Raw genomic sequence first — 14,617 nt, forward strand, 5'->3', positions numbered from 1 at the left:
GGTTCGCTCTCCTTACGCTTCTGCTTCAGCAGCAGCCGGTGCTTCGTCCCGCTTGGGCAGGATATCGGCAACCTTTTTGCCACGACGTGCGGCAACCGAACGCGGGCTCTGCTCTTTCTGCAGGCCGTTGATGGTGGCGCGGATCATGTTGTACGGGTTCTGCGAGCCCAGCGACTTGGACACAACGTCCTTGACGCCCAGCATTTCGAACACGGCACGCATCGGACCACCGGCGATGATACCGGTACCTTCAGGTGCGGTGCGCATAACCACTTTACCAGCGCCGTGACGGCCCTCGATGTCGTGGTGCAGGGTGCGGCCTTCGCGCAGTTGCACGCGGATCATCTGACGCTTGGCTTGTTCGGTCGCCTTGCGGATGGCCTCGGGCACTTCTTTCGCTTTACCCTTGCCAAAGCCCACGCGGCCTTTCTGATCGCCGACAACCACCAGAGCGGCGAAGCCAAAGCGCTTACCACCTTTTACGGTTTTCGACACGCGGTTGATTGCGACCAGACGATCTGCAAATTCCGGTGCTTCTTCACGGTCGCGGCCACGGCCCCGACGGTTTTCACGTTCTGCCATTTGGCATCCCTTTTCTCATGTGGCGCTTGTCGCGCCGTTTTCTTCAATCCAAGTGAGCCCCGGCTGTTGCCGAGGCCCCCGGATCATCGGGGCGGATCGAAACCCGCCCGCAGGTCTTAGATCTTCAGGCCGCCTTCACGCGCGGCGTCGGCAACTGCCTTCACCTTGCCGTGGAACAGGAAGCCGCCACGATCGAAATAAGCCTCTTCGACGCCTGCCTTCTTGGCACGCTCGGCGATGGCCGCGCCCACTTTGGTGGCCGCTTCGACGTTGTTCTTGCCAACCACACCCAGATCTTTTTCCAGGGTCGAGGCTGCGGCCAGGGTCACGCCACGAACGTCGTCGATCAACTGAACGCTGATGTTCTTGTTCGAACGGTGAACCGACAGGCGTACGCGGCCCGCGTTGACTTTGCGAAGTTTGTTCCGAACGCGCAGGCGGCGCTTCAGAAACAGGGTTCTTTTGCTGTTTGCCATTGTCTGCGTCCTTACTTCTTCTTGCCTTCCTTGCGGAAGATGAACTCGCCCTTATAGCGGATGCCCTTGCCTTTATACGGCTCAGGACGGCGCCATTCGCGGATTTTGGCCGCGACTTCGCCCACCTGCTGCTGGTCGATACCTTCCACAACGATCTCGGTCTGCTTCGGCGCGGTGATGGTGACACCTTCCGGGGCAGTGAAATCAACATCGTGGCTGTAGCCCAGGTTCAGCTTCAGGGTGTTGCCCTGCATCTGAGCCCGGTAACCAACACCCTGGATCTCCAGCTCTTTTTTGAAGCCCTGGGTAACACCGGTTACCAGGTTGGCAACCATGGTGCGGCTCATGCCCCACTGCTGGCGGGCACGCTTGGACATGCCACGGGGGTCGATCTTGACCACGTTGTCTTCAACCGACAGCGTCACGTCGTCGGTGGCGGTGAAGCTGCGGGTGCCTTTCGGACCTTTCACTTCGATGGTCTGACCCGACACAGAGGCGGTAACGCCGCTGGGCAGCTCGACCGGTTTTTTACCAATACGAGACATTGCAGACCTCCTTAGAAGACGGTGCAGAGCACTTCGCCGCCAACATTGTTGGAGCGAGCGTTTGCGTCCGACATCACACCTTTCGGAGTGCTGACAATCGACACGCCCAGACCCTGACGGACCTGCGGGATGTCATTGACGCCCATGTACACGCGACGACCGGGCTTGGAAACCCGCTTCAGTTCGCGAATGACAGGGGTGCCTTCGTAGTATTTCAGGCTGATTTCGATGGCCGGATGACCGTTTTCACCGGTCGTCTTTTCATAGCCACGGATGTAGCCTTCGTCCGCCAGCACGTCCAGAACCCAACCGCGCAGCTTGGAAGCCGGGGTGGAAACGGTGGACTTGCCGCGCATTTGCGCGTTGCGGATACGGGTGAGCATATCGCCGATAGGATCGTTCATATCTATGTCTCCCTTACCAGCTCGATTTCACCATGCCGGGGATCTGACCAGCAGAACCCAGCTCGCGCAGCGCGATACGGCTGACCTTCAGCTTACGGTAGTAAGCGTGGGGACGACCGGTCAGCTGACAGCGGTTGTGCAGACGGGTAGCCGAGCTGTTGCGCGGCAGTTTCGCCAGCTTCAGACGCGCCTTGAAGCGCTCTTCCATCGGGCGGCTCTCGTCATTCGCGATTTCTTTCAGCTCGGCACGCTTTGCGGCATATTTGGCCACCAGGCGTTCGCGCTTCTTCTCGCGTTCGATCATTGCTTTCTTAGCCATGTCTCAATCCTCCCGGCGCTTAGGCGTTGAAGGGCATGTTGAACGCTTTCAACAGTGCCTTTGCTTCAGCGTCGGTGTTCGCTGTGGTGGTGATTACGATGTCCAGGCCCCAGACCTCGTCGACCTTGTCGAAGTCGATTTCCGGGAACACGATGTGCTCTTTCATGCCCATGGCAAAGTTGCCACGACCATCGAAAGACGGCTTCACACCGCGGAAGTCACGCACGCGAGGCATCGCGATGGTGATCAGACGATCCAGGAATTCGTACATCCGGTCACCGCGCAGGGTCACTTTCGCGCCCAGCGGCATGTCTTCACGGACGCGGAAACCCGCGATCGACTTCTTCGCCTTGGTTGCAACGGCCTGCTGACCGGCAATCGCAGTCAGATCCTCGACGGCAGCTTTCGCTTTCTTCGAGTCTTTAACCGCCTCAGAACCACAGCCGATGTTCAGAACGATTTTTTCCAGCTTGGGCAGCTGCATGTCGTTCTTGTAGCCGAACTCTTCTTTCAGAGCGGCGCGGATGGTTTCGGCGTACTGAGCTTTCAGACGCGGGGTGTAGGTTGCGTTATCAAGCATCGATCACGTCCCCTGTGGTCTTGGCGAAGCGGACCTTCTTGTCGCCTTCCATGCGGAAGCCAACGCGGGTTGCTTTGCCGTTCTTGTCCAGCAGCGCCAGGTTCGACAGCTCGATCGGGTTTGCCTGAGGCAGGCGACCCCCTTGCGAGGTTTGCGACTGGCGGGTGTGGCGGATGGCGATGTTGATGCCGTCGACAACAGCTTTACCGGCTTTCGGGTCAACCGAGGTGATGGTCCCCTCTTTGCCCTTGTCCTTGCCGGCCAGCACGACGACCTTGTCGCCTTTGCGGAGTTTAGCAGCCATGATTACAGCACCTCCGGAGCCAGCGAGATGATTTTCATGAAGTTCTTGCCGCGCAGTTCGCGAACAACCGGGCCAAAGATACGGGTACCTACGGGCTCGTTGTTGTTGTTCAGGATGACGGCGGCGTTGCGATCGAAACGGATCGCTGTGCCGTCTTCGCGACGGACTTCCTTGGCGGTGCGTACGACGACGGCCTTGCGGACGTCCCCTTTCTTTACGCGGCCGCGCGGGATGGCTTCCTTCACCGAGACGACAATGATGTCGCCGACGGAGGCGTATTTACGCTTGGAACCACCCAGGACCTTGATGCACTGAACTCGGCGTGCGCCGGAGTTGTCAGCGACATCCAGATTGGTCTGCATCTGGATCATGTGGTTTCTCCCGACCTGTGGGGGCTGGTCTTGTTAAATCCCCCAGGGTTTCGACAAATGGAAAAATCCCGGAAGCTTACGCTTCCAGAACTTCCCAACGTTTCGTCTTCGATTTCGGCGCGCATTCGATGATGCGGACTGTATCGCCGACCTTGAAGGCGTTCTTTTCATCGTGAGCCCGGTATTTCTTGGACTTACGGATGGTTTTCTTCAGAACCGGGTGGGTAAAGCGGCGCTCTACCTGAACGGTTACGGTCTGTTCGTTGGCGTCGCTGGTCACGGTGCCTTGCAGGATACGCTTGGGCATCTGATTACTCCTCGGATGCCGCGGCAGCGGCCTTTTCGTTCAGAATGGTTTTGACGCGGGCAGCATTGCGGCGGGCCGCTTTGATGCCGGCAGTGTTTTCCAGCTGACCGGTTGCCTGTTGAAAGCGCAGGTTAAAGCTTTCTTTCTTCAGGTTGGCCAGTTCCTCGCGGAGCTGGTCCGGGGTCTTGTCACGCAGTTCTTGGGCGTTCATCGCCTTTTTCCTTTGCTCAAAACACCAGAAGGCCCCGTACACGGGTCACCTTGGACCTGGTGGATGAATGATAGACATACGAATCGCCCGACAACGCCGGGAGATCGCAGGATGCCGCCGTATAAGGGTTTAGGGGGTGGGTGGCAAGGGAAAGATTCCTTCCCTTTGGGATTATACACTGCAAGCGGAATTCGACGATCTTTTCGGTGTTTACAACCCGCGCGACCAAAGTGGCTTTGCGCACAAACTATAAGTGTTGCCCTGAAAGCGCTTGCCGCCGTACCATTACGATCTGTTCTTGGTCTAAATTAATTGGTGAGGAGTATTGTGCAGCGTACCAAAGCAACGATTTTCACATTTGCCATCCTGATTTCAGCCTCCATCGCAACTGCCGCCCCGGATGGGAAATGGACCCTGACCATCAATTCCAACCGCCCATGGCAGATGGACATAGCTGTCAGCAACAACACGCCGCAGGTCCTTGCCGCACACGGGATCACCCCCGAGGGTATAAAAATTCGAAAGGTCACCGACGATCGGCTTCAGTTCGACGCTATTATTTCCAAAAAAGACAGTTGTTCTTCGGGAAGCGTGATGAAGTTTGATCTCAAATTCAAAAACGGGGCTTACAGGTCAGGGTCGGTGAACGGGAACTGCATCGGCTTCCCTAAGTTCCGCGCGCGTGTCAGTGCAAAGTAACAGTGAAAAAGTTCACTCCCACTTATAATTGAAACTCACCGAAATCCGCTCGTCCTCGGCCATGTTCATCGGCACCTCGTGGCGCAGCCAGCTTTCCCAGAGCAACACGTCGCCCACCTGTGGCTTCATATAGATGAACGGCTGCAAATCCCGCCGCCCGCCTTTGATCCGCGTTGGCGCGGCCATCATGCGGCCCGAGCGGGGGTCTTCCAGTTTCAAGGCACTCGCCCCTTCGGGCATCGCAACATAGGTCGTGCCCGAGATCACGCTGTGCGGGTGCAGGTGGCTGGAATGCATGCCGCCCTCGGGCAGGATGTTGATCCACAGGTCCTCCAGTTTCAACGCACCCTCACCCAGATCGAACTCCAGATCTTTCGCAAAGGCCGCCACATGCTGGTCCAAAGCTTTGACCAGATCGGCGAAGATCGGAAACCGCCAGGGCAGATCGGTCAGCGAGGCATAGCTGGTGTAGCCGGGATAGCCGTTTTCTTCACACCACTCCTGCCCGGCCTCGTCATCCTCGGCGATGACAAGGCAGGAGCTTTCCAACTCCTGAGGGTCGATCCTGGGGTCGAATTCGGACAAGGCCGCACGGTAGAGACGGGTAACGAAGAGCGATTCAATCTGTGCCATGCGCCCCTCATAGCTCAGCCCGGTGCCGCAGGCGAGGGCAATGGCGGCGCGAAATTGCGACCTATTGCTGCAACAGTTCCGGCCAGTAGCCGTTCGCCTTTTCGATATTCTCGTCGATCTTGTTGGCCCAGATCCGGCGCACCTCGATGCTGTAATTCAGGTAAAGCTTGTCGTCCCAGATACGCCAGGCGATCGGGTCGACATCCGCAACTGCGTTCTGGCTGGCGGCATAGGCGCAATAGCCACCAAATTGCGGCGCAAACTTCGCCGGGTCCGAAAGAAACGCCTGCCGGTTTTCGTCGCTCTAGAATACCCAAGTCGCCCCATTGTAGTCCGCCGCGATCTGTGCGTCGCCTTTCTGCGGGTCGCCGCCACGCCAATATGTCATCACGTCATAGCCGTTCATCGCAAGCCCGTTGAAGTGGCCAAGGTTCACCTCTGGTGACGCGGCCCGCGCCGTCGGCACGGCGACCAGTGCCGTTACGGCCAGCAGAGAGAAAAGGGCCAACAGGCGAAGAAAGTGTGACATGTCTAGTCGTCCCGAAACGAAAGCGCAGGACCCGATGATAGCCGTGTATACGTTTCGATTGCCAGTCACGTCTCTGTGGCCCGCACCCGGCAAAAAGAAAACCCCGCCGGTTTCCCGGCGGGGTCAATTCAAAACGAACGGGGACAAAACCCCAATCGCTTACCAGTCTTCGCGAACCACGACGCGGGTCTTGATCGGCAGCTTCATCGCGGCCAGGCGCAGGGCCTCGCGGGCGATGTCGTCATTGACGCCGTCGATCTCGAACATCACGCGACCGGGCTTGACTTTGCAGGCCCAGCGGTCGACCGAACCTTTACCTTTACCCATACGAACTTCGATCGGCTTTGCAGTGACCGGAGTGTCGGGGAAGATGCGGATCCAGACGCGACCCTGACGCTTCATGTGACGCGTCATCGCACGACGTGCAGCTTCGATCTGGCGTGCGGTTACACGCTCAGGCTCAAGAGCTTTCAGGCCGTAGGTGCCAAAGTTCAGATCAGAGCCGCCCTTGGCGAGACCCTTGATCCGGCCTTTGTGCATCTTGCGGAATTTAGTACGCTTTGGTTGAAGCATATCTTTCCCTCCTTAGCGACGACCGCCACCAGCACCACGAGGTGCAGGGCCGTCCTGGAGTTCCTGTGCTTTACGGTCACGTGCCTGCGGATCGTGCTCCATGATCTCACCTTTGAAGATCCAGACCTTGATCCCGATGATCCCGTAGGGGGTCATCGCTTCGGCATGTGCGTAATCGATGTCGGCACGCAGGGTGTGCAGAGGCACGCGGCCTTCGCGGTACCACTCGGTCCGTGCAATTTCAGCACCGCCCAGACGGCCAGCGACGTTCACCCGGATACCCAGGGCGCCCATGCGCATGGCGTTCTGAACCGACCGCTTCATCGCGCGGCGGAACGAGACGCGGCGCTCGAGCTGCTGAGCGATAGACTCGGCAACCAGCTGCGCGTCAAGCTCGGGCTTGCGCACTTCGACGATGTTCAGGTGCAGTTCGCTGTCGGTCATACGAGCAAGCTTTTTGCGCAGAACTTCGATGTCTGCACCTTTCTTGCCGATGATGACACCGGGGCGTGCAGTGTGGATCGTAACGCGGCACTTTTTGTGCGGACGTTCAATGATCACACGGGCAACACCGGCCTGCTTGCACTCTTTGTTGATGAACTCACGGATCTTGAGGTCTTCCAGCAGAAGATCACCGTAGTCCTTGGTGTCGGCGTACCAGCGGCTGTCCCAGGTGCGGTTGACCTGCAGGCGCATGCCGATCGGATTTACTTTATGACCCATTAGGCTTGCTCCTCAACTTGACGCACCTTGATGGTGATCTCCGAGAACGGCTTCATGATCTTGCCGAAACGGCCACGTGCACGCGGACGACCGCGCTTCATGACCAGGTTCTTGCCAACCCAAGCTTCGGCGACGATCAGTTCGTCAACGTCCAGGTTGTGGTTGTTTTCGGCATTCGCGATTGCGGACTGCAGGCACTTCTTGACGTCCTGCGCGACACGCTTGTTGCTGAAAGTCAGGTCGGTCAGAGCCTTCTCGACTTTCTTGCCGCGGATCATTTGCGCAACCAGGTTCAGTTTCTGCGGGCTGGTGCGAAGCATGCGGGTTTTCGCCATTGCTTCGTTTTCAGCCACGCGGCGGGGGTTCTTTTCCTTGCCCATGACTTACTTCCGCTTCGCTTTTTTATCTGCGGCGTGGCCATAATAGGTACGGGTCGGCGAGTATTCACCGAACTTCTGACCGATCATGTCTTCCGAGACGTTGACGGGAATGTGCTTCTGGCCGTTGTACACACCAAAGGTCAGACCCACGAACTGGGGCAGAATGGTGGAACGACGCGACCAGATTTTGATGACTTCGTTGCGGCCCGACTCGCGCGCTGCTTCGGCTTTTTTCAGCACGTAAGCATCGACGAAAGGACCCTTCCAAACAGAGCGAGACATGGATTAACGTCCCTTCTTCTTGGCGTGCCGCGAGCGGATGATCAGCTTCTGGGACGCTTTGTTCTTGTTGCGGGTACGCTTACCCTTGGTGTCCTTACCCCACGGCGTAACCGGCGTACGGCCACCCGAGGTCCGACCTTCACCACCGCCGTGCGGGTGGTCGATCGGGTTCATTGCAACACCACGAACCGACGGACGAACGCCCTTGTGGCGCATACGACCGGCTTTACCGAGGTTTTGGTTCGAGTTGTCGGGGTTGGACACGGCACCGATGGTGGCCATGCATTCCTGACGGACCATGCGCAGCTCACCCGAGCTCAGACGGATCTGAGCGTAGCCGCCATCGCGACCAACGAATTGCGCGTAAGTACCGGCCGCACGTGCGATCTGACCGCCTTTGCCAGGCTTCATCTCGATGTTGTGGACGATGGTACCGATGGGCATGCCCGAGAACGGCATTGCGTTGCCCGGCTTGATGTCGGCCTTGGCGGATGCCACGACTTTGTCACCAACAGCCAGACGCTGCGGAGCCAGGATGTATGCCTGCTCGCCGTCTTCGTATTTTACCAGTGCGATGAATGCGGTCCGGTTCGGGTCATATTCGATCCGCTCGACGGTTGCCGCAACATCAAATTTGTTCCGTTTGAAGTCAACGATCCGGTAGAGACGCTTTGCGCCACCGCCGCGGCGGCGTGAAGTGATCCGTCCGGTGTTGTTCCGGCCGCCCGATTTGGTCAAACCCTCAGTGAGAGACTTGACCGGACGTCCTTTCCAAAGCTCCGAACGGTCGATCAGCACCAGCCCGCGCTGGCCCGGCGTCGTCGGCTTGTACGACTTGAGTGCCATGCTTTCTGTCTTCCGTTTAGCAAGTGCAGGGGGTTTCCCTGCTATGTGATAGGCCCCCGTAGGTGCCAAGGGTATAGGGCCCCGAAGGTCCCCGGTTACAAATATCAGAGGCCCCGGAACGAATCCGAGGCCGCAAGATTGGGAGCGTGTAACAGGGTTGGGGATGGGTGTCTACACCCTCATCCAAGATTGCATAATCTTTCTCTTTTTATCCCGGTGATACAGTTGGCTTTGGTGTTATCCGTCTGCCTTCATCTCGGTATCGATCATGATTGTGATCGGCCCGGTTGAGAATGGTCCCACACCGAATTCCGTATGATCGATCTCACCCGTTGCCGAAAAGGCCACCCAATCGCCTTTGTAATATTCTATGGCGCCGCCTAAAGGATGCTCGCCCTGATGGGTCAGTGTGGCTTGCAGGGTTACTGGTTTGGTCACGCCATGAATGGTCAGATCTCCGGTCACGTCCGCCGTCGTATCGCCGGTCCGTTTGATTTCGGTGCTGACAAAAGTGATTTCGGGATAGGTTTCGACCTCGAAGAAATCAGCTGATTTGAGGTGGTCATCCAGGGGGCCAAAGCCCGAAGCCAGACTGTTCGTGTCAATCGTCACGTTCAGCGTCGAGGCTTCCACATCTTCGGCATTTAGATCCAACGTGCCGTCTACTTTGGTGAACTCACCATGCTGGTTCGAGACACCTGCGTGGCTCCAACCGAACCGGACTTCAGTATGCCCTTGATCGGTCTTATAGGTCTGCGCGAAAGCCGGTGTCACGGCAACGGTCAAGGCAGCGGCGGCAATTATAGACTTTAAGGTCATGGTTGTATTCCTTTTGTCCGGTAGGCACTGGAAAGTAGATGAATTTTCATCTAAATAAATTGAACCAAGACTGCAATCAGAAACAAGGCAAACACGAAGTTGTGAAGAACGATCTGCCAACAGAATTTGAGACAGAGATCTGGGTCGCAATGAACCGAGCCAACCGCCGTATCCAGTCGGATATCAGCGCAGCCTTGAAAGAGGCGGGACTTCCACCGTTGAAATGGTACGATCTGCTTTGGTCGCTGGAACGCCACGGGGGGCAACTACGTCCATATGAGCTTGCACGGGACACCATATTCGAGCAATCAAACCTGTCCCATCTGAGCAAGCGGCTCGCTGCAGAGGGACTGGTGGAGTTTGTCGACTTTGGTAGTGACCGGAGAGGCAAAGTCGTGAAAGTCACGACAAAGGGACGGGACTTACGAAAACGCATGTGGTCCATCTACGCCCCTATGCTGCACGAAAGAATGCGCGTGTTTGGCAAGGTAGACGGTTGGCAGGCATTCATCGAAGCGGAGCAGGATCAAACCAGTTCAAACTGATTGGCCCCAAGATAACTTGCATGTGGCAGCACCGCATGTTGGAGCGCAATAAAACCCCGCTTTCGCGGGGGCCTTTATCTCTCTCCAATGACGGATCCGATCAGAGACCGGTCGATACTTCGATGGTGTTACCCTCTTCCAGGGTGACATTTGTTTTTTTGACGTCTTTCCGACGGACCAGCTTCACCCCAAAGATCGCCTACGGCACAGCGGCTCGGACTCCACCGCAATCCTCTGCTTGAGCTTGACATGCCCCAGCACCTCGCGAAAGGCGCGGTGTTTGGGTTTGCCTTCCAGATAATCCGCCAGTTTGAGCAGGTTGATCGGGTGCTTCGCAACCAGCGCCTCGATCCGCTGCACGGCGTCGTCCAACTCATAGTGATCCACGTACTGACAAGCTACCTGCGTGGGTGTCAGCAGACAGTAATCCTGCGGGCGTTTCTCGGTATAGCGCGCGATATCGAAAGGCGACGCGCCAAGGGCGTGGAACTTGGGGATGTGGACACGCAAGTCGGCCTCGGCGTGCTCCAGCACCGTGCCTGAGGTCTGGCGAAACCCCAGCGGGCCAAGCTTTCCGACCACATGCTTTCGCATCGCCGGAGAGATCATGTCCACATCTGCCCGGTCGTATTTCAGATCATCGAAAACCGACAGCAGCCTCAGCTTTTCATCGGCGATCTGAAAATAGGGCTCGGCACTGAACACCCGCATTTGATCCAGCACCTGCGCACGCACAGTTTCAGGATCCGAAACGAAATCGGCCCCGGCGGGTTGAACCGCCGGGGCCGTGAATAGTCGCAGTAAGCGTCGGATCAAAGACCGGTGCTCACGTCGATGGTGTTACCCTCTTCCAGGGTCACATATGCTTTTTTGACGTCTTTCCGACGGCCCAGCTGACCGCGGAACCGCTTGACCTTGCCTTTGGTCACGGTGGTGTTCACCGCTTTGACCTTCACACCAAACAGCGCCTCAACGGCCTCTTTGATCTGCGGCTTGTTGCTGTCGATCGCCACTTCAAAGACAACCGCGCCGTTCTCGGACGCCATGGTCGACTTTTCGGTGATGATCGGCTTGCGGATCACGTCGTAGTGTTCTGCCTTCGCGCTCATTTCAGACGAGCCTCCAGTGCTTCGACAGCCGCTTTGGTGAGCACCAGGGTGTCACGCTTGAGGATGTCATAAACGTTTGCACCCATCGACGGCAGGATATCCAGACCTTCGATGTTGCGCGACGCCTTCAGGAACCCTTCGTTCACGGTCGCGCCGTCGATGACCAGAGCGCGTTTCCAGCCCAGGTTTGCAACCTGTTTGGCCAGAGCGGCGGTCTTGCCTTCGGCTTCGGCGTTCTCGATCACAACCAGTTCACCTGCTTTGGCTTTGGCCGACAGAGCGTGGCGCAGGCCGAGCTTGCGGAACTTCTTCGGCAGGTCGTGGCCGTGCGAACGAGGGGTCGGGCCCTTGTAGATACCACCCTTGCGGAAGATCGGCGCGTTGCGGTCACCGTGACGAGCGCCACCGGTGCCCTTCTGGCGATAGATCTTCTTGGTCGAGTAGCTGGTTTCCGAGCGGGTCTTGACCTTGTGGGTGCCGGCCTGCGCGTTGTTGCGCTGCCAACGGACCACACGGTGCAGGATGTCCGCACGCGGCTCGAGACCGAACAGATCGGCGTTCAGCTCGATGTCGCCGGCTTTGCCGCCGTCCAGTTTGATTACATCAAGTTTCATGCTTCACCACCTTCCGCGGGCGCTTCTTCCGCAGGTGCTTCGGTTGCAGCCGATTTCACAGCAGCCGGGAAAGGCAGGCCTTCCGGTGCTTTCTTCTTGACGGCGTCCTTGACGGTGACCCAGCCCGATTTCGGTCCGGGAACGGCGCCTTTGATGAAGACCAGGTTCCGGTCGGCGTCGGTTTTGACAACTTCCAGGTTCTGGGTGGTGACACGGGCAGCACCCATGTGACCGGCCATCTTCTTGCCTTTGAACACCTTGCCCGGGTCCTGACACTGACCCGTTGAGCCGTGCGAACGGTGGCTGATCGAAACACCGTGCGAGGCGCGCAGACCACCGAAGTTGTGGCGCTTCATCGCACCGGCAAAGCCTTTACCGATCGACGTGCCCGACACGTCAACTTTCTGACCTTCCAGAAAGTGTTCTGCCGAAATCTCGGCGCCCACATCGATCAGGCCATCTTCGGAGACGCGGAACTCGGCCAGTTTACGCTTGGGCTCGACCTTCGCAGCGGCATAGTGACCGCGCATGGCTTTCGAGGTGCGTTTTGCCTTGGCAGCACCGGCGCCCAGCTGAACGGCGGTGTAGCCGTCTTTGTCAGCAGTGCGCTGTGCAACGACCTGCAGATTGTCCAGGTGAAGAACGGTCACAGGGATCTGCTTGCCGTCTTCCATGAACAGGCGGGTCATGCCAACTTTTTTTGCGATAATACCAGAGCGCATAATCTATACCCTCCGATCTTACGACTGCAGCTTGATCTCGACGTCCACACCAGCAGCGAGGTCGAGCTTCATCAGCGCGTCAACGGTCTGGGGGGTCGGATCAACGATGTCCAAGAGACGCTTGTGGGTGCGGATCTCGAACTGGTCGCGGGATTTCTTGTCAACGTGAGGGCCACGGAGAACCGTGAACTTCTCGATCTTGTTCGGCAGCGGGATCGGGCCGCGCACGTTCGCGCCGGTCCGCTTGGCAGTGTTGACGATCTCTTGCGTGCTGGCATCCAGAACGCGATAGTCAAATGCCTTCAGCCGAATACGGATATTTTGGCTTTGCATAGATACAGCCTTTTATCAGGCGTTGAGGTTGAGAGGAGGACAGACGCGCATCGCCAACCCTCATCGAACCCAAAAGGCGGGAATCACCCCGCCTTGACGTTCTTGTTGAGAACTCGCGCGTATTAGTGGGGTTGGCGGGGTTTGGCAAGGGGGAAATGGTTGACCCTGACAATCCGATAGCCACCAAAGAAGTGCGCCTCAGATTTAACCGGGCTTTTGCAGTCTTTCGTAAAGACCAGCGGCCAAATTCATGTCCCACTCATCTGATGGAACCGTTCGCCACTCGTTGCTTTCTAACCAAACGCCGTTCCGACACTGGGCAAATAGAATTCTCAGGAAGTCTGGCTCAAATGAGCACATACTTCCTTTCAATTTTTTTAATGTCTGTACTGGCAGATTTTCGAGTGTAGCGGCGATACTTTCGTCATCCGCAACCTCGTACTCTGATAAACTCCAGCAGCATTCATACACCAGCCAAGGCCCGAATGCATCTGTCCAAGCCCAGCCGCGTGGTGTCCTTTCTATGTAGTCGCAAGCACGAAAGGCCTCGCATATTCTTGTCGTTGAGTTGTTTTTGGGCACTACGGACACGTAGTGGTCAGCAAACTCGTCTGCGTAGTGCGAATGACAAGCGAAAGCCTCGAGCAGTTCGTCAAGATCATCACGTCGATAGTCTGTTGGCAGCTCGATGCTTTGACCGGCTTCCCAAGTAAGCAAACCGTAGATTCCCTCATTGCGCATTAACCCCGCCCGGGACAAAACGCTAAACCCCTTTTCAAAGTTGGATTGCCCACCCGCGTGCAAAAGCGTTGGTGCTGGTGACATGTGCTGCGAGCGCCAAGACATCTCATGAGCAAGCCAAGGAAGAATGGATAATGCCAAAGACCGCTCGTTGGAACTAAGCTCTCGATTCATTTGGGAAATTCCATGCTTTGCAATTGTGTTTGTGGGACCAGTTACCAATCTGACCGCGAGATTGTCCATCGGTAGAAACATGATGGAAACCTCTCAACCGAAAAGGCCGCCCCTGAGTGGGACGGCCTTCTTTAGTTCTTTACCGAGTTGCTCCCGGCAGATTTTCCCGTGGAAAATCGCCTGCTGCAACCAGGCGCGACGAGCGCGCCTTACTCGATAATTTTAGAAACAACACCTGCGCCAACGGTGCGACCGCCTTCGCGGATGGCGAAGCGCAGGCCGTTTTCCATCGCGATGGGCGCGATCAGCTCAACGCCGAACGACACGTTGTCGCCGGGCATGACCATCTCGGTGCCTTCGGCCAGGGTCACGGTGCCGGTCACGTCCGTGGTCCGGAAGTAGAACTGAGGACGGTAGTTCGCGAAGAACGGGGTGTGACGGCCGCCTTCTTCCTTGGTCAGGATATAGGCTTCGGCTTCGAACTTGGTGTGCGGGGTCACGGAACCCGGCTTACACAGAACCTGGCCACGCTCAACGCCGTCACGGTCCACACCACGCAGCAGCGCGCCGATGTTGTCGCCTGCTTCACCGCGGTCCAGCAGCTTGCGGAACATTTCAACGCCGGTGCAGGTGGTTTTCGAAGTGTCGCGGATGCCGACGATTTCGATCTCGTCGCCCACGTTGATCACGCCACGTTCAACACGACCGGTCACAACGGTACCACGGCCCGAGATCGAGAACACGTCTTCGATCGGCATCAGGAACGGCTGGTCAACAGCACGCTCAGGCGTGTCGA

Annotated in this window: 27 protein-coding genes and 2 pseudogenes; 2 read left to right on the forward strand and 27 right to left on the reverse strand. The window is 57.4% G+C overall.

The genetic code is table 11. The features are described 5' to 3' along the window. Positions 1-12: 12 nt before the first annotated feature. From rpsE to rpmC, 10 genes are all read right to left on the reverse strand, one after another. Entirely contained in the window at positions 13-582 is a 570-nt protein-coding gene (gene rpsE / locus ACR0K1_RS13325; RefSeq protein ID WP_155148691.1) for a 30S ribosomal protein S5, read from the reverse strand. Positions 583-698: 116 nt separating this feature from the next. Then, positions 699-1,058: a 50S ribosomal protein L18 gene (gene rplR, locus ACR0K1_RS13330; protein WP_170356678.1), complete on the reverse strand. Its 360-nt coding sequence runs from the start codon at positions 1,056-1,058 to the stop codon at positions 699-701. Between the two features lie 11 nt (positions 1,059-1,069). Next, positions 1,070-1,603, reverse strand: coding sequence for a 50S ribosomal protein L6 (rplF, locus tag ACR0K1_RS13335; RefSeq protein WP_170531622.1), 534 nt, complete (start codon positions 1,601-1,603; stop codon positions 1,070-1,072). A gap of 11 nt (positions 1,604-1,614) precedes the next feature. Further along, a complete protein-coding gene (gene rpsH / locus ACR0K1_RS13340) occupies positions 1,615-2,007 on the reverse strand; it encodes a 30S ribosomal protein S8 (RefSeq protein WP_068340741.1) in 393 nt (130 codons plus the stop codon). Between the two features lie 13 nt (positions 2,008-2,020). Then, the gene (gene rpsN / locus ACR0K1_RS13345; protein WP_068340744.1) at positions 2,021-2,326 is read right to left on the reverse strand and encodes a 30S ribosomal protein S14; all 306 of its coding nucleotides are present in this window, start codon (positions 2,324-2,326) and stop codon (positions 2,021-2,023) included. A 19-nt stretch (positions 2,327-2,345) separates the two neighbouring features. Further along, positions 2,346-2,906, reverse strand: a complete 561-nt coding sequence (gene rplE / locus ACR0K1_RS13350) for a 50S ribosomal protein L5 (protein ID WP_480617154.1) — start codon at positions 2,904-2,906, stop codon at positions 2,346-2,348. Further along, positions 2,899-3,210 (reverse strand): 50S ribosomal protein L24, encoded by a 312-nt coding sequence (gene rplX, locus ACR0K1_RS13355; RefSeq protein ID WP_010437096.1) that lies wholly within the window; start codon positions 3,208-3,210, stop codon positions 2,899-2,901. The genes rplE and rplX overlap by 8 nt, the downstream gene beginning before the upstream one ends. Before the next feature lie 2 nt (positions 3,211-3,212). Continuing rightward, positions 3,213-3,581, reverse strand: coding sequence for a 50S ribosomal protein L14 (gene rplN / locus ACR0K1_RS13360; protein WP_008757934.1), 369 nt, complete (start codon positions 3,579-3,581; stop codon positions 3,213-3,215). A gap of 76 nt (positions 3,582-3,657) precedes the next feature. Continuing rightward, positions 3,658-3,888 (reverse strand): 30S ribosomal protein S17, encoded by a 231-nt coding sequence (gene rpsQ / locus ACR0K1_RS13365; protein WP_170356682.1) that lies wholly within the window; start codon positions 3,886-3,888, stop codon positions 3,658-3,660. Between the two features lie 4 nt (positions 3,889-3,892). Then, positions 3,893-4,099 carry a 50S ribosomal protein L29 gene (rpmC, locus tag ACR0K1_RS13370; RefSeq protein WP_010437082.1) on the reverse strand — a complete coding sequence of 69 codons (207 nt, stop codon included), beginning with the start codon at positions 4,097-4,099 and terminating at the stop codon, positions 3,893-3,895. A 444-nt stretch (positions 4,100-4,543) separates the two neighbouring features. Between rpmC and ACR0K1_RS13375 the strand changes: the two genes are divergently transcribed. Then, positions 4,544-4,798, forward strand: a complete 255-nt coding sequence (locus ACR0K1_RS13375; RefSeq protein ID WP_480851024.1) for a hypothetical protein — start codon at positions 4,544-4,546, stop codon at positions 4,796-4,798. A gap of 12 nt (positions 4,799-4,810) precedes the next feature. Here the strand turns inward: ACR0K1_RS13375 and ACR0K1_RS13380 are convergent, their stop codons facing one another. The 9 genes and pseudogenes from ACR0K1_RS13380 to ACR0K1_RS13420 all read right to left on the reverse strand — a co-directional run bounded on the left by ACR0K1_RS13380 (position 4,811) and on the right by ACR0K1_RS13420 (position 9,583). After that, on the reverse strand, positions 4,811-5,431 hold the full coding sequence (locus ACR0K1_RS13380) for a 2OG-Fe(II) oxygenase family protein (RefSeq protein WP_480617157.1): 621 nt from the start codon (positions 5,429-5,431) through the stop codon (positions 4,811-4,813). Between the two features lie 61 nt (positions 5,432-5,492). Further along, a pseudogene (locus tag ACR0K1_RS13385) lies at positions 5,493-5,723 on the reverse strand (YHS domain-containing (seleno)protein); the annotation flags it as partial. A 12-nt stretch (positions 5,724-5,735) separates the two neighbouring features. Further along, a complete protein-coding gene (locus tag ACR0K1_RS13390) occupies positions 5,736-5,960 on the reverse strand; it encodes a hypothetical protein (RefSeq protein ID WP_480851026.1) in 225 nt (74 codons plus the stop codon). A 159-nt stretch (positions 5,961-6,119) separates the two neighbouring features. Next, positions 6,120-6,533 carry a 50S ribosomal protein L16 gene (gene rplP / locus ACR0K1_RS13395; protein ID WP_058283513.1) on the reverse strand — a complete coding sequence of 138 codons (414 nt, stop codon included), beginning with the start codon at positions 6,531-6,533 and terminating at the stop codon, positions 6,120-6,122. 12 nt (positions 6,534-6,545) lie between these two features. Beyond that, on the reverse strand, positions 6,546-7,256 hold the full coding sequence (rpsC, locus tag ACR0K1_RS13400; protein WP_008758042.1) for a 30S ribosomal protein S3: 711 nt from the start codon (positions 7,254-7,256) through the stop codon (positions 6,546-6,548). Next, positions 7,256-7,636: a 50S ribosomal protein L22 gene (rplV, locus tag ACR0K1_RS13405; protein WP_039538267.1), complete on the reverse strand. Its 381-nt coding sequence runs from the start codon at positions 7,634-7,636 to the stop codon at positions 7,256-7,258. The genes rpsC and rplV overlap by 1 nt, the downstream gene beginning before the upstream one ends. 3 nt (positions 7,637-7,639) lie before the next feature. After that, positions 7,640-7,918, reverse strand: a complete 279-nt coding sequence (gene rpsS, locus ACR0K1_RS13410; RefSeq protein ID WP_005980699.1) for a 30S ribosomal protein S19 — start codon at positions 7,916-7,918, stop codon at positions 7,640-7,642. A gap of 3 nt (positions 7,919-7,921) precedes the next feature. Then, complete coding sequence (rplB, locus tag ACR0K1_RS13415; RefSeq protein WP_120633917.1) at positions 7,922-8,764, reverse strand: 50S ribosomal protein L2; 843 nt, start codon at positions 8,762-8,764, stop codon at positions 7,922-7,924. A 237-nt stretch (positions 8,765-9,001) separates the two neighbouring features. Beyond that, entirely contained in the window at positions 9,002-9,583 is a 582-nt protein-coding gene (locus ACR0K1_RS13420; RefSeq protein WP_480617159.1) for a YceI family protein, read from the reverse strand. A 38-nt stretch (positions 9,584-9,621) separates the two neighbouring features. Here ACR0K1_RS13420 and ACR0K1_RS13425 point away from each other — a divergent pair, with 38 nt between their 5' ends. Continuing rightward, entirely contained in the window at positions 9,622-10,128 is a 507-nt protein-coding gene (locus ACR0K1_RS13425; protein WP_480617160.1) for a MarR family winged helix-turn-helix transcriptional regulator, read from the forward strand. 100 nt (positions 10,129-10,228) lie between these two features. Here ACR0K1_RS13425 and ACR0K1_RS13430 read toward each other — a convergent pair. The 8 genes and pseudogenes from ACR0K1_RS13430 to ACR0K1_RS13465 all read right to left on the reverse strand — a co-directional run. Beyond that, positions 10,229-10,309 (reverse strand): annotated as a pseudogene (locus tag ACR0K1_RS13430) (50S ribosomal protein L23); the annotation flags it as partial. Positions 10,310-10,311: 2 nt separating this feature from the next. Then, positions 10,312-10,944 carry a hypothetical protein gene (locus ACR0K1_RS13435; protein ID WP_480617161.1) on the reverse strand — a complete coding sequence of 211 codons (633 nt, stop codon included), beginning with the start codon at positions 10,942-10,944 and terminating at the stop codon, positions 10,312-10,314. Then, positions 10,941-11,237 carry a 50S ribosomal protein L23 gene (locus ACR0K1_RS13440; RefSeq protein ID WP_008757532.1) on the reverse strand — a complete coding sequence of 99 codons (297 nt, stop codon included), beginning with the start codon at positions 11,235-11,237 and terminating at the stop codon, positions 10,941-10,943. The genes ACR0K1_RS13435 and ACR0K1_RS13440 overlap by 4 nt, the downstream gene beginning before the upstream one ends. Continuing rightward, positions 11,234-11,851 (reverse strand): 50S ribosomal protein L4, encoded by a 618-nt coding sequence (gene rplD / locus ACR0K1_RS13445; protein WP_155148664.1) that lies wholly within the window; start codon positions 11,849-11,851, stop codon positions 11,234-11,236. The genes ACR0K1_RS13440 and rplD overlap by 4 nt, the downstream gene beginning before the upstream one ends. Further along, positions 11,848-12,573, reverse strand: a complete 726-nt coding sequence (gene rplC / locus ACR0K1_RS13450; RefSeq protein WP_170328778.1) for a 50S ribosomal protein L3 — start codon at positions 12,571-12,573, stop codon at positions 11,848-11,850. The genes rplD and rplC overlap by 4 nt, the downstream gene beginning before the upstream one ends. 18 nt (positions 12,574-12,591) lie before the next feature. Beyond that, positions 12,592-12,906: a 30S ribosomal protein S10 gene (rpsJ, locus tag ACR0K1_RS13455; RefSeq protein WP_008756422.1), complete on the reverse strand. Its 315-nt coding sequence runs from the start codon at positions 12,904-12,906 to the stop codon at positions 12,592-12,594. A gap of 204 nt (positions 12,907-13,110) precedes the next feature. Continuing rightward, positions 13,111-13,902: a hypothetical protein gene (locus ACR0K1_RS13460; RefSeq protein ID WP_480851029.1), complete on the reverse strand. Its 792-nt coding sequence runs from the start codon at positions 13,900-13,902 to the stop codon at positions 13,111-13,113. Positions 13,903-14,030: 128 nt separating this feature from the next. Further along, positions 14,031-14,617 (reverse strand): EF-Tu C-terminal domain-related protein (locus tag ACR0K1_RS13465; RefSeq protein WP_480851031.1); only part of this gene is annotated, 587 nt, incomplete at its 5' end.

The organism is Ruegeria sp. F5, from assembly GCF_056533845.1.